This is a genomic window from Rhodopseudomonas palustris, assembly GCF_034479375.1.
Taxonomy (GTDB): Bacteria; Pseudomonadota; Alphaproteobacteria; order Rhizobiales; family Xanthobacteraceae; genus Rhodopseudomonas; species Rhodopseudomonas palustris_M.
Genome location: NZ_CP140155.1, coordinates 4,776,830 through 4,789,401, shown reverse-complemented (window position 1 = coordinate 4,789,401; position 12,572 = coordinate 4,776,830). Strand labels below are relative to the sequence as shown.

Genomic DNA, 12,572 nt, shown 5'->3' with positions numbered 1-12,572 from the left:
CTAGCCTCCCCCGACGCCCATTTCTTCGCGATAGGCCGGCTGCGCGCCGACGATGCTCCGCAGAATCCGCTCGATCGGCGTCGCCAGCGGGCCGAACCACGCCACCGACTCCTTGAGGAAATCGACCCGCGAATCGTCGATCGCATTGCGCAGCGCGACCACCGCCTCCATGTCGCCATCGATCTCGATGTCGCGCGAGAAGAACAGCGCGTCGCCGTCATAGGAGCCGTCGGTCATGCCTATCAGCGCCGACAACGGCCCGGCGATGCGCGCGTCGATGTTCGACGGCAGCGTGCGCACCACCGTGACGCGCGGATTCATCCGCCGCGGCTCGAGCACGAAGGCGATCGGCAGATCGCTGGGATCGAGGCCGTAGCGCTTGCCGGTGTGCGACCCGAGACGATCGAAGATGCGGGGATGACGACTGCGGATCTCCCGCAGGCAAATGCCGAGCAACACCTGCAGGGGCAACAGCGGCAGAACCCGCGTCGCGAGGGCAAGCGGCGCGGGCATCCTGGAGACGGGCGAATTGGATACCGACATGAGCCACCTTATCGTGAACAAATCGGGTAACCCGGTCCCGGCGGTACTTCTTTGCGCCTGATCAAAGACAGACCCCGTCCCAAGTGCTGACCAGAACCGTCCGCACGGAGACACCATGCTGAGCCGCGTCAAACCGCCCTTCCCGGACCTCCGCGCTTTCGCCGCCTATCTGGAATCCCGCGGGCAGTTGCACCGGATCCGCAAGCCGGTCTCGGTGGTCCACGAGCTGACCGAAATCCATCGCCGCGTGCTGCACGCCGGCGGGCCGGCGCTGCTGATCGAACATCCGGTCAAGGCGGACGGCACGCCGTCGGAGATGCCGATCCTGGTCAATTTGTTCGGCACCGTCGAGCGGGTGGCGTGGGGGCTCGGCATCGAACCGCAGAATCTGTCGGCGCTCGGCGAGGCGCTCGCCGAAATGCGCGAGCCGGCGCCGCCGCAGAGCCTGACCGATGCGCTGAGCAAATTGCCGATGGCCCGCGCGGCGCTGTCGATGCGGCCGAAGACCGCCAAGTCCGCGCCGGCGCAGGACGTGGTGCTGACCGGCGACGCGGTCGATCTCGGAAGGCTGCCCGTTCAGATCCCGTGGCCGGGCGAGCCGGCGCCGCTGATCACTTGGCCGCTGGTGTTCACCAGACCGCCGCCGGGCGCGCCCGGCACCGACAATGTCGGCGTCTACCGCATCCAGGTGCTGGGCAGGGATCGCGTCATCATGCGCTGGCTGGCGCATCGCGGCGGCGCCAAGCATCATCACCAATGGAAGGCCGAGGGGCGCGAGATGCCGGTCGCGATCGTGATCGGCGCCGATCCGGCGATGATCCTGTCGGCGGTGCTGCCGCTGCCGGAGAACATTTCGGAGATCAAATTCTCCGGGCTGCTGCGCGGCGACCGCCCCAGCATGACGCCCTGCGTCGGGATTCCGCTGAACGTGCCGGCCGACGCCGAGATCGTGCTGGAAGGCTTCGTGTCGCCGACCGAGACCGCACCGGAAGGGCCCTATGGCGACCACACCGGCTATTACAACGCGGTCGAGGAATTCCCGGTGATGCGGATCACCGCGATCACGATGCGGCGCAATCCGATCTATCTGTCGACCTATACGGGGCGGCCGCCGGACGAGCCGTCGCGGCTCGGCGAGGCGTTCAACGACGTGTTCCTGCCGGTGGCGCGGCGGCAGTTTCCGGAGATCGTCGATCTGTGGCTGCCGCCGGAAGCGTGCTCGTACCGGATCGCGGTCGCCTCGATCAAGAAGCGCTATCCCGGCCAGGCGCGGCGGCTGATGATGGGGCTGTGGTCGATGCTGCCGCAGTTCAGCTACACCAAGCTCTTGATCATCGTCGACGATGACGTCGACGTGCGCGACTGGGCCGACGTGATGTGGGCGGTGTCGACCCGCGCCGACACTTCGCGCGACATGATGTCGATCAGCGACACGCCGATCGACTATCTGGATTTCGCCTCGCCGAAATCCGGGCTCGGCGGCAAGCTGGGAATCGACGCCACCAACAAGATCGGCACCGAGACCGAGCGCGAATGGGGCAAGGTGCTGGAGATGGACAAAGACGTGATCGCGCGGGTCGACGCGATGTGGTCGAGCCTCGGGCTCGCCCCGGCGCCGACGCCGGCCTTGGCGCAACGCAGGCTGCTGCGATGAACACGCCGCATCGCATCGTGGTCGGCATCAGCGGCGCCTCGGGAGCCGCGGTCGGCCTGCGCATCGTCGAACTGCTCGCCACCACCGACTGCGAACTGCACCTCGTCGTCTCCGCCGCGGCCGAGCGCACCATCGCCTACGAGGTCGGCGACAAGGCGCTGGCGCACATCCTCGAGATCGTCGACCGCCATCACGATTTCAACGATGTCGGCGCCAGCATCGCGTCCGGCTCGTTCCGCACCAGCGGCATGATCGTGGCGCCGTGCTCGATCCGCACGCTGTCGGCGATCGCCACCGGCAATCTCGACAATCTGCTGGTGCGCGCCGCCGACGTGCAGCTCAAGGAGCGCCGCCGGCTGGTGCTGATGCTGCGCGAGACGCCGCTGCATCTCGGCCATATCCGCGCCATGGCGCAGGTCACCGAGATCGGCGGCATCGTCGCGCCGATCTCGCCGGCGTTCTATCAGCGGCCACGCTCATTGGCGGAAATGATCGACCACATCGCGCTGCGCGCGATCGGCCTGCTCGGGCTCGACGACCTGCAATTGTCGGCGCCGGAATGGTCGGACGACACCCCGCCGACCTGCCCGAAGAGTTGAGCCGGAGTCGGCGAACTGCCCACTAGCTCCGAAGAAAGAGCTGCCCCAGGGCACTGCCTGCTCCTTCTCCCCGCGTGCGGGGAGAGGTTAGGCCGCAGCGCTTCAGCCGCACAGCGGAATGCGTTCGGGGGCGGCCTCCTTCGGCACATCCTTGCGCAGATCGACGTCGCGCGTCAGCGGGAAGAAATCGCCGGCGCGTTCGGTCTTCAGATAGGTGGTGATCAGCGCCTTGGCAGGCAGCGCGCCGATGCGGCACGCGTCAGCGCCAACGCCGAGCGTCAGCGAGCCGCGTTCACCCTTCGCCTTGTGCGCGGCCATCTCGTCCCGCAGCGCCAGCACGCGCGGCACGTCCGCCGGCGCGATCCGGAAGGCGTAGATCGTGGTGTCCCTCGTCACCTCGCCGGCGAGCGACAGCAATTCGGCGGGATCGTCGAGATCGGCCAGCACGAAGGTCTGCTCCCGCTTCTCGGCGCCCACCGCCAAGGTGATCCGCAGCGTCACGCGGCGCGGCCGCAGGCCCTGCGGCAGCCGCACGGCAATGCGCAGCGCAGCCGGATCGGTCGCGGCGAGATCGGTGCGCGCGAGCTTGACCATCGACGTCAACGGAACGGAGCTGCAGGCCGTCAGCGCGGCGACCGTCAGGATCGCGGCGACTGCGGCGAACGGTCTGAAGAAAGCTGGGAAGCACATCACGGGACCCTATCTTGACGATGATAATTTATTGTTTTACGATAATTTCATCTCGAAATAGATGATGGAGTTTCGTAATGCAAGCCTCTTCCTCGATGGCCTCAACGGAGCCGGACGGCTCAGCCGCGGCCCGGCTGGTGCGGCTGTCACGCGCAATGGAATGGGTGACGACGGGCGGCATCGTGCTGATCGTCGGCCTGCTCGGCGCCGCCTTCGTCTTCCAGAGCTGGACGCGAAATCTGCTGCTGACGAAACTCGGCGACATCGGCACGCGGTTGCCGCTCGACGCCGGCAATCAGGCGCTGGCGGCGATCATCATCGCGGTGCCGGTCGCCGTGCTGGTGTGGGGATTGTTGAACGTGCGCGCGTTGTTCGGCGATTTCGCGCGCGGGCGCGTCTTCACGGCGGCGACGGCCACGCATCTGCAGCGCTTCGGCATCGCGGTGGCGGCGCAGGGGGCGCTCGGTCCGCTGACCGCGACCGTCCTGGCGCTCGTGCTGTCGCTCGGCAACCCGCCGGGGCAGCGGCTGCTGGTGCTGACCTTCTCCAGCAACGACTACATCTCGGTGATCGTCGGCGGCGTGCTGATCGCGGTCGCGGCGGTGATGCGCGAGGCGACGCGGATCGCCGACGAAAACGCGAGCTTCGTCTAGCCGATGGCGATCGTGGTCAATCTCGACGTCATGCTGGCGCGGCGCAAGATGCGCTCGAAAGAACTCGCCGAGCGTATCGGCATCACCGAACAGAACGTCTCGCTGCTGAAATCAGGAAAGGTGAAGGGGTTTCGCTTCGACACGCTGGAGCGGATCTGTGCGGCGCTGGATTGCCAGCCCGGCGATATTCTCGAATTCGTGCCCGATCCTTCCGAAACCGACACCTCCGAAACGAAACCGGCACCCGCCTGACGAGGCGGATGCCGGTGTATCTTTCAAGTCATCGGTCTTGGATGCGCGTGCGCCGCGCTTCAGCGCGCCTGCGAGGCGACGGCGAGGTGCTCGTGGGGGCGCCAGTCTTCGGCGACCTCATCCCAGTAGTGCGCGTCGTCGAAACGCTTCCAGTGCGCCGTCTGGGACATCATCTCACGTCCACCGACGAACAGGGCGACGATACCGATCAGGCCGACCAGCACGTAGATCGCAGCGATCAATGCAACAATGGTCAAGGCTTCATCCTCACTGTGGTTTCTGATGTTTGCACCCGAACCGACGGCGGCGGGCGCTCCGCCTATCATTTCAGATCAGGAATTCGCCCAGGCGAACAGGCCGATCCGGCGCGCACGCACCGGCGGCGACGCGGGTGCGACCGGCTCCGCCTGCTGCGGCTGCGCACGCCGGAACAGCCTCTGCCGCACATCGTCGAGGACCAGATACGCGATCAACGCCGGCGCAACGGCACACGCCAGGAACAACACAAGCGAACCGACCGAATCGAGATACACGCTACTCTCCTGCCTTTTTCGGACAGAAAGGTAGACGCCAGTACCGCTGGCCGGCATTGCGCAGGATCAATTTTGCGATGCCGGAAGCTTCGGCCACGGCGTCATGATAGCGTGTAGTTAGTTGATCGTTAATCGATTTTTCCGGCGCACGAAGCCCCGATCCGGAAACTCACCAAGTCGTGAGCAGCGGACGGGACGCGTGCGCAGCATCACACCCGAGGTCGGACCGGCTTCAGCCGGTAGTGACTGACGCCCCATTCGTCGCCGTCGGCGTAGCCGAACAGGCCGGAGGTGGCGAGGAAGAACCAGCGCCATCGCCGCATCCACAACGCGGTGTCGTCGCCGTAAACCGGCCGCAGGATCGTTTCGATCTCCTCGCGATGCGCGTCGAAATTGGCGAGCCAGTGTTCGGCGGTCCGCTGATAGTGCCGGCCGCTCCAGCGCCACTGCTCCTCGACGCCGAACAGATCGGCATATTGCCTGATCAGCTTGTGGCTCGGCATCACGCCGCCGGTGAAGAAATGCTGCGCGATCCAGTCCTCGCGGTCGGCGCGATCGAACAGATAGGCGCCGCAGCGATGGGTGAAGATGTGCATGAAGAACAGGCCGTCGGGCTTCAGCCAGCCGTGGATCCAGGTCAGCAGCTTGCGCCAGTTCATCATGTGCTCGAACATCTCGACCGAGACGATACGGTCGAACTGCGCGTGCGGCTCGAACACGTTCATGTCGCTGGTGACGACCTGCAGGTTGGGCAGGTCGCGGGCGATCGCCTGGCCTTCGATGTAGTTGCGTTGCGACGCCGAATTCGACACCGCGACGATGCGCGCATACGGAAACCGTTGCGCCATCGCCAGCGACAGCGAGCCCCAGCCGCAGCCGAGTTCGAGAATGCTCTGGCCGTCGCGCAGATCGGCGTGGTCCATCGTCAGCCGCAGCGCCTCCTCTTCGGCCTGCGCCAGCGTGGTGTCGGCTTCCCGATAGAAGCACGACGAGTATTTGCGGTGCGGGCCCAGCACCTTGCCGAAGAACGCCGCCGGCACCTCGTAGTGCTGGGCGTTGGCGGCGTCGGTGTGTTCGGCGACCGCGCGCGCCGCCATCTCGCGGGCGAAGGCGGCGTCGGCGGCCTCGTTGCCGTGCGACATCTTGGCCGCGGTGCGGGCGCACAGCCGGTTGATCGCGGCGCGGATCACCGGATCGGGCAGCGGCACGCGCTCGGCGGCATCGATGATCGAGGAAATCAGACTCATCGTGTGGCAGTGCTCCTCGGCGGCGGATTGCCGGGCGGCAGCGGAAAGAACTTGCTGGTGCGCGCCTGATACGCCTCGTAGCGCTCGCCGCGGGATTTGAGCATCTGCTCCTCCAGCGGCGGGATGCCGGTGAGGTGTACCAGAATCCAGTACATGAACATCGGCGCCAGCAGCGCCGCGTAGCCCCATGGATAGGACAAGGGATCGGCGAACGGGATGGCGATCACCGGATAGGCCAGCCAGCCGAACCATTCGAAGAAGTAGTTCGGATGCCGCGACCAGCCCCACAGCCCGGCGTCGCAGACCTGGCCCTTGTTGGCGGGATTCTGGCGGAACGCCTTCAGTTGCGCGTCGGCCAGCCCCTCGCCGGCGATGCCGATCACGAGAATCAGGATGCCGAGCCAGTCTTGCAGCCGCAATCCCTCCGCCGGCGCGCGCGCGGCGACGAAGATCGCGAACACCAGCGGGATCGAGCCATAGGCCTGCTGCTGCAGGAAGACGAACATCTTCTTCGGCGCGTCGGCGCCCCAATCCTTGGCGAAGGCGGCGTAGCGCGGATCGTCACCGATATGGCGGCTGCGCGCCGCGATGTGCGAGCCGAGCCGCACCGACCAGGCCAGCACCAGCGCCGCGACCAGCCATTGCCGCGCATTCGGCTCCGCGCCGTCGACCGGCCACAGCGAAGCGGCCGCGCCGGTGAGGCCGAGCGAAAACGTCCAGATGGTGTCGACCCAGCCGGAATTGCCGGTCTTCTGCTGCACCACCCAGGCGCCCGCCATCAGCGCCGCCAGCGCCAGCCCGATCGCCACCAGAGCTTCGAGATATAAAACCGTCATCAAATCGTCCTTGCAAATCGTCCTAGATCGTCGCGCCACCTGCCCCGCAAATACGCGATCGTTCAAGTCCCGGTTTCAACCCGGGTTCCGCGATGCGAGACATGGCGCAGGTGAGGTGCGGGATAACCCCCGCCGAGCCTTTCTTCCACGACGCACTGTGCCATATTGATGGAAACAACCCCTCCCGGCAAACCGGAGATCGAACGCGCGATGGCAGCAGGCCCCTCTTCCCGCCCGGCGATGGAGATCGAACTCACCAAGCTGTCGTCGCCGCGGATCTTCCTGGTGCGGATGCTGGTGTTTCTGGTGCTGTGCGCACTCGTCGTGGTGGTGCTGTACAAGCAGGTCATCGCGGCGTTCCTCGCCAATCCCGGGCTGAATGCGCTGATCTGCGCGGTGCTGCTGATCGGCATCGTGCTGGCGTTCCGGCAGGTGGTCCGGCTGTATCCGGAGGTCGCCTGGGTCAACAATTTCCGCATCAACGATCCCGGGCTCGCGATCGACCGGCGGCCGACGCTGCTGGCGCCGATGGCGGCGATTCTGGGCGGCGAACGCAGCGGGCGAATCGCGGTGTCGCCGCAGATCATGCGGCATCTCTTGGATTCGATCGCGACGCGGCTCGACGAGGCGCGCGACATCTCGCGCTACATGACCGGCCTCCTGGTGTTTCTCGGCCTGCTCGGCACGTTCTGGGGTCTGATCGAGACCGTCGGCGCGATCGGGGGGGTGATCGGCGGACTGAAGGTGACCGGCGACGCCGGCTCGCTGTTCGACACGCTGAAGGAAGGCCTCGCTGCGCCGCTCGGCGGCATGGGCATCTCGTTCTCGTCGTCGCTGTTCGGCCTCGCCGGCTCGCTGGTGCTCGGCTTCCTCGATCTGCAATCGAGCCAGGCGCAGAACCGGTTCTACACCGATCTCGAGGACTGGCTGGCCTCGACCGTGCGCGGCGCGAGCGCGGAAGGCGGCATCGCCGGCAGCGGCGATCTGCAGAACGCGATCGAGCGGCTGCGGCTGACGCTGGAGGACGGCGGCGCCAACCGCGCCACCACGGCGGCGATGGCCAACCTTGCGGATGCGATCCAGAACCTGGTCGCGCATATGCGCAACGAGCAGCAGATGATCCGCGAATGGGCCGACGCCCAGGGCGAACAGAACCGCGAGATCAGGGATCTGCTGACCGCTTTGGTGCGCCAGCCGGAGAAGAGCTGATGACTGCGACGCATGAGCGGCACGCGCCTCACCTCTCCCCGCGCGCGGGGAGAGGTCGACCGGCGGAGCGCAGCGAAGCCGGTCGGGTGAGGGGGCGCCTCGCCATGGCCGAGACTCAGTGCCCGCGTCGCCCCTCACCCCACCCCTCTCCCCGCAAGAGCGGGGCGAGGGAGCTTGCTGCCGTCGTTGCGGCGCTGCGGCTCACAGGATTGCCGAAGCGGCCCGCCGACGCAGCGCTGCGGCCCGAAGGAGCGCATTAATGGCGCTGGCTCGCGGACGCCGGCAGGAGACCGGCTTCAACTACTGGCCGGGATTCGTCGACGCGCTGTCGACGCTGATCCTCGGCATCGTGTTTTTGCTGTCGGTGTTTCTGGTGGTGCAGTTCTTCCTGTCCCAGGAGGTCACCGGCAAGGACAAGGCGCTGCAGGAGCTCAACGCGCGGATCGCGCAGCTCAACGACCTGCTGTCGCTGGAGAAGCTCGGCAAGCTCAATATCGAGGAGCAACTGTCGCAGGTTCGCGCCGGGCTGTCCGCGGCGCAGAGCGAACGCGACCGCGTCAAGGGGCTGTATGACGGCCTCGCCGGCGCCGGCAGCGACGCCGCCGGCCGCGCCGGCGAACTCGGCAAGGCGCTGGACTCCGAAAAGCAGCTTTCGGCCCGCGCGCTGGCGCAGGTCGAGGTGCTGAACCAGCAGATCTCGGCGCTGCGCCGCCAGCTCGCGGCGCTCGAAGAGGCGCTGGAGGCCACCGAGAAGCGCGACAAGGAATCCCAGGGCCGGATCGCCGATCTCGGCCAGCGGCTGAATCTGGCGCTGGCGCAGCGGGTGCAGGAATTGTCGCGCTATCGCTCGGAATTCTTCGGCCGATTGCGCGCGATCCTCGGCGACCGCCCCGACATCCGCATCGTCGGCGACCGTTTCGTGTTCCAGTCCGAAGTGTTCTTCGACACCGGGCAGGCGCTGCTGCTGCCCGAGGGCCGCGCCGAGCTCGACAAGCTCGCAAGCGCGCTGACTGAACTCGACAAGAAGATCCCGTCGGAGATCCCATGGGTGCTGCGGGTCGACGGCCACACCGACCGCCGGCCGATCACCGGCGCGTTCAAGTCGAACTGGGAGCTGTCGAGCGCGCGCGCGATCTCGGTGGTGCAGTATCTGGTGTCGCTCGGCGTCCCGGCGCAGCGCCTGGTCGCCGCCGGCTTCGCCGAATTCCAGCCGCTCGACACCGCCAACACCGAAGACGCCTACCGCCGCAACCGCCGCATCGAACTGAAGTTGACGGAGCGGTAGCCTTGCGGACCTGCCAATCCTCTCGTTCGTCATTCCGGGGCGCCGCGCAGCGGCGAACCCGGAATCTCGCCCCCATGCCGGTTTCAGATTCCGGGTTCGTGCGCAGCTTCGCTGCACACGCCCCGGAATGACGGATCGCTGGTCATGACCACCGCATTCACCCTCCGCCCGTATCGCGACGCCGACGAAGACGCCGCCATCGGCCTGTGGCTGCGCACCTGGCGGCTGGCTTATCCGGCGATCGATTTCGACAAGCGCGTCGACTGGTGGCGCGCGCGCTGGCGCGGCGAGCTGGTGCCGCACGCCGCCATCGTCATCGCCGAGAACAGCGGCGGCATGATCGGCTTCGTGACGATCGATGGCGCGGGCTATCTCGATCAGCTCGTCGTCGAGCCCGAGCATTGGGGCTGGGGCGTCGCCGAAGCGCTGGTCGACGAAGCCAAGCGGCTGTCGCCGCGCGAAGTCACGCTGAAGGTCAACGCCGACAATTATCGCGCGATCAAGTTCTACCGCCGCCACGGCTTCGCGGTGACCGGCGAGGAGACCAACAGCTCCGGCCGGCCGGTGCTGAACATGCGGTGGGGGCCGTGAGCCTCCGTTGGCAGCCGAGAATTGCTAGGCTGGCCTCATGACCAAAGCTGCTCGATCAGGCCCTCGAAGTGGCCCGCGGCCTCCCCACCGAGGCGCAGGACGATATCGCTCGTGTCGTGTTGCAGCTTGCCGGACGCGAGGGCGCTGTGATCGCCTTGTCCGGCGAAGAACGGGCGGCCATCGCGCAGTCGAAGACTGCCGCTGCGCGCGGCGAGTACGCCACCGAGGAGCAGGTTCGCGCGGCTTGGGCCAGGCACGGGCTGTGAGGCTGCGCTACAGGTAATCAGCTGGTCTTCTTCCCTTCTCCCCTTGTGGGAGAAGGTGGCGCAGGCGGAGCCTGCGGCGGATGAGGGGGTGCCTCGAACGCCGTGCTTGCGGCCCCCTCACCCGGCTTCGCTTTGCGAAGCCACCCTCTCCCACAAGGGGAGAGGGTCACAATTACGCCGCCTCGAACTGCAGTTTCGCCAGCCTCGCGTAGAGGCCGCCGCGGGCGACGAGTTGGGCGTGGGTGCCCTGTTCGACGATGCGTCCGTTCTCCATCACCACGATGCGGTCGCAGGACAGCACGGTCGCCAGCCGATGCGCGATCACCAGGGTGGTTCTATCGCGCATCAGGCCTTGCAGCGCGGTCTGCACCAGCGTCTCGCTCTCGGCGTCGAGCGACGAGGTCGCCTCGTCGAGCAGCAAGAGCGGCGCGTCGCGCAGGATGGCGCGGGCGATGGCGATGCGCTGGCGCTGGCCGCCGGACAGCGTCACGCCGCGCTCGCCGAGCGGCGCCTCGAAGCCGCCGGGCAGGCGCTCGATGAATTCGGTGGCGTGGGCCTGCTGCGCGGCGCGCTCGACATCGGCGTCGCTGGCGTCGTCGCGGCCGAACCGGATGTTGTCGCGGGCGGTGGCGGCGAACACCACGGAATCCTGCGGCACCAGCGCGATCCGCTCGCGCACCGCCTGCGGGTCGGCGGCGGCGATCGGCACGCCGTCGATCGAAATCGTGCCGGCGGCGGGATCGTAGAACCGCAGCAGCAGATGGAACAGCGTGCTCTTGCCGGCGCCGGAGGGCCCGACGATCGCGACCTTCTCGCCGGCCCTGATCGACAGCGACAGGCCGTTCACCGCCAGATGATCGGGCCGCGTCGGATAGGCGAAGGAGACGTTGTCGAAGGTGACCTCGCCGCGCACCGGCACCGGCAGCGGACGCGGCTTCGCCGGCGCGGCGATCGCCGGCTTGACCCGGAGAATCTCGAACAGCCGCTCGGCGGCGCCGGAGGCGGCGGAGACCTCGCCCCAGACTTCGCTGAGCTGGCCGAGGCTGGAGGCCGCGAACGCCGCGTAGAGGATGAACTGGCCGAGCCGGCCCGGCGTGATCGTGCCGGTGGCGATGTCGTTCGAGCCGACCCACAGGATCGCCACCACGCTGGCGAACACGATGAAGATGATGATCGCGGTGAGGATCGCGCGCGCCTGGGTCGAGCTGCGCGCCGCCTCGTAGGACTGCTCGACCTCGGCGCCGAACCGCGCATTGGCGAGCCGCTCGTTGGTGTAGGCCTGCACCGTGCGCATCGAGCCGACCAGCTCGGAGGCGAACGCCGAGGCATCCGCCAGCGTATCCTGCGCGTTGCGCGACAGCCGCCGCACCCAGCGGCCGAACGCCACCAGGGGAATCACGATCAGCGGGATCGCCGCCAGCACGAACAATGACAGCCGCGGGCTCGAGATCACCATCATGGTGATCGCGCCGGCGAACAGCAGGATGTTGCGCAGCGCGATCGACACCGAGGCGCCGACCGCGGATTTGATCTGCGTGGTGTCGGCGGTGAGGCGCGAGATCAGCTCGCCGCTGCGCGCGGAATCGAAGAACGACGGCGACAGCGCGGTGAGATGCCTGAACACGTCGCGGCGGACGTCGGCGACGATCCGTTCGCCGATCGTCATCACCAGATAGTAACGCGCGGCGCTGGCGGCGGCGAGCACGCCGACCACCACCAGCATCACGCTGAAATAGCTGTTGATCAGTTCGATGCCGTCGCCGCTGAATCCGATATCGATCAGCCGGCGGACTGCGAGCGGCACCATCAGCGTGGTCAGCGCGGCGACGATCAGGGCGGCCAGCGCCATCAAGGCGCGGCCGCGATAGCGCCCGACATAGGGCGCCAGCGCCAGCAGCGGCCGCAGCCGACCGCGTTTGGCCGCTTCCTCGACCGCGCTGACATCGGCATCGGCGCGCAGCGTGCCGGTGCGCGGCCCGACATTCTCGGTGGCCGCGATCGCGTCCAGCGACAAGGCGATCGCCGACGCCTTCGGTTCCGAGACCTTGGGGTCCAAGCCCTTGAGGTCCAAGCCCTTGGGGTCGGAGTTTTGCCGTTTGCTTACTGTCGTCATCGGAACTGCCACTCAACCTGCGACGTCGGAATTAGAGGCCTTCCAGCCGCCCACGAACCCCACATAGGCCCCAACCGCCGCGGCTGGCAAATCCGGGACAT

At 67.3% G+C, this 12,572-nt stretch carries 15 protein-coding genes; 8 read left to right on the top strand and 7 right to left on the bottom strand.

Translation table 11 applies throughout. The features are described from left to right. The gene (gene ubiT, locus SR870_RS21685) at positions 1 to 543 is read right to left on the bottom strand and encodes a ubiquinone anaerobic biosynthesis accessory factor UbiT (protein WP_322515562.1); all 543 of its coding nucleotides are present in this window, start codon (positions 541 to 543) and stop codon (positions 1 to 3) included. Between the two features lie 115 nt (positions 544 to 658). Here ubiT and SR870_RS21680 point away from each other — a divergent pair, with 115 nt between their 5' ends. Both SR870_RS21680 and SR870_RS21675 read left to right on the top strand, forming a co-directional pair. Then, the gene (locus SR870_RS21680; RefSeq protein WP_322515561.1) at positions 659 to 2,197 is read left to right on the top strand and encodes a UbiD family decarboxylase; all 1,539 of its coding nucleotides are present in this window, start codon (positions 659 to 661) and stop codon (positions 2,195 to 2,197) included. After that, the gene (locus SR870_RS21675; protein WP_322515560.1) at positions 2,194 to 2,796 is read left to right on the top strand and encodes a UbiX family flavin prenyltransferase; all 603 of its coding nucleotides are present in this window, start codon (positions 2,194 to 2,196) and stop codon (positions 2,794 to 2,796) included. Before SR870_RS21680 ends, SR870_RS21675 begins: the two co-directional genes overlap by 4 nt. Positions 2,797 to 2,898: 102 nt before the next feature. Here the strand turns inward: SR870_RS21675 and SR870_RS21670 are convergent, their stop codons facing one another. Then, positions 2,899 to 3,486: a hypothetical protein gene (locus SR870_RS21670; protein WP_322515559.1), complete on the bottom strand. Its 588-nt coding sequence runs from the start codon at positions 3,484 to 3,486 to the stop codon at positions 2,899 to 2,901. A 77-nt stretch (positions 3,487 to 3,563) separates the two neighbouring features. Here SR870_RS21670 and SR870_RS21665 point away from each other — a divergent pair, with 77 nt between their 5' ends. Next, entirely contained in the window at positions 3,564 to 4,139 is a 576-nt protein-coding gene (locus SR870_RS21665; RefSeq protein ID WP_322515558.1) for a DUF2975 domain-containing protein, read from the top strand. 3 nt (positions 4,140 to 4,142) lie between these two features. Beyond that, a complete protein-coding gene (locus SR870_RS21660) occupies positions 4,143 to 4,391 on the top strand; it encodes a helix-turn-helix transcriptional regulator (protein WP_322515557.1) in 249 nt (82 codons plus the stop codon). A 59-nt stretch (positions 4,392 to 4,450) separates the two neighbouring features. Here the strand turns inward: SR870_RS21660 and SR870_RS21655 are convergent, their stop codons facing one another. The 4 genes from SR870_RS21655 to SR870_RS21640 all read right to left on the bottom strand — a co-directional run bounded on the left by SR870_RS21655 (position 4,451) and on the right by SR870_RS21640 (position 7,007). Beyond that, the gene (locus SR870_RS21655) at positions 4,451 to 4,648 is read right to left on the bottom strand and encodes a hypothetical protein (RefSeq protein ID WP_322515556.1); all 198 of its coding nucleotides are present in this window, start codon (positions 4,646 to 4,648) and stop codon (positions 4,451 to 4,453) included. A gap of 75 nt (positions 4,649 to 4,723) precedes the next feature. Continuing rightward, positions 4,724 to 4,924, bottom strand: a complete 201-nt coding sequence (locus SR870_RS21650; protein WP_322515555.1) for a hypothetical protein — start codon at positions 4,922 to 4,924, stop codon at positions 4,724 to 4,726. A gap of 209 nt (positions 4,925 to 5,133) precedes the next feature. After that, positions 5,134 to 6,171 carry a cyclopropane-fatty-acyl-phospholipid synthase family protein gene (locus SR870_RS21645; RefSeq protein ID WP_322515554.1) on the bottom strand — a complete coding sequence of 346 codons (1,038 nt, stop codon included), beginning with the start codon at positions 6,169 to 6,171 and terminating at the stop codon, positions 5,134 to 5,136. After that, positions 6,168 to 7,007, bottom strand: coding sequence for a DUF1295 domain-containing protein (locus SR870_RS21640; RefSeq protein WP_322515553.1), 840 nt, complete (start codon positions 7,005 to 7,007; stop codon positions 6,168 to 6,170). Before SR870_RS21640 ends, SR870_RS21645 begins: the two co-directional genes overlap by 4 nt. Positions 7,008 to 7,217: 210 nt before the next feature. Here SR870_RS21640 and SR870_RS21635 point away from each other — a divergent pair, with 210 nt between their 5' ends. From SR870_RS21635 to SR870_RS21620, 4 genes are all read left to right on the top strand, one after another. Then, positions 7,218 to 8,216, top strand: a complete 999-nt coding sequence (locus tag SR870_RS21635; protein ID WP_322515552.1) for a flagellar motor protein MotA — start codon at positions 7,218 to 7,220, stop codon at positions 8,214 to 8,216. A gap of 259 nt (positions 8,217 to 8,475) precedes the next feature. Continuing rightward, on the top strand, positions 8,476 to 9,501 hold the full coding sequence (locus tag SR870_RS21630; protein WP_322515551.1) for a peptidoglycan -binding protein: 1,026 nt from the start codon (positions 8,476 to 8,478) through the stop codon (positions 9,499 to 9,501). 144 nt (positions 9,502 to 9,645) lie between these two features. Further along, a complete protein-coding gene (locus SR870_RS21625) occupies positions 9,646 to 10,092 on the top strand; it encodes a GNAT family N-acetyltransferase (RefSeq protein WP_322515550.1) in 447 nt (148 codons plus the stop codon). Between the two features lie 68 nt (positions 10,093 to 10,160). Further along, positions 10,161 to 10,358 (top strand): hypothetical protein, encoded by a 198-nt coding sequence (locus SR870_RS21620; protein WP_322515549.1) that lies wholly within the window; start codon positions 10,161 to 10,163, stop codon positions 10,356 to 10,358. A 172-nt stretch (positions 10,359 to 10,530) separates the two neighbouring features. On the opposite strand, the gene SR870_RS21615 is transcribed toward SR870_RS21620, so the two are convergent. After that, on the bottom strand, positions 10,531 to 12,471 hold the full coding sequence (locus tag SR870_RS21615; RefSeq protein WP_322515548.1) for an ABC transporter transmembrane domain-containing protein: 1,941 nt from the start codon (positions 12,469 to 12,471) through the stop codon (positions 10,531 to 10,533). Positions 12,472 to 12,572: the final 101 nt, after the last annotated feature.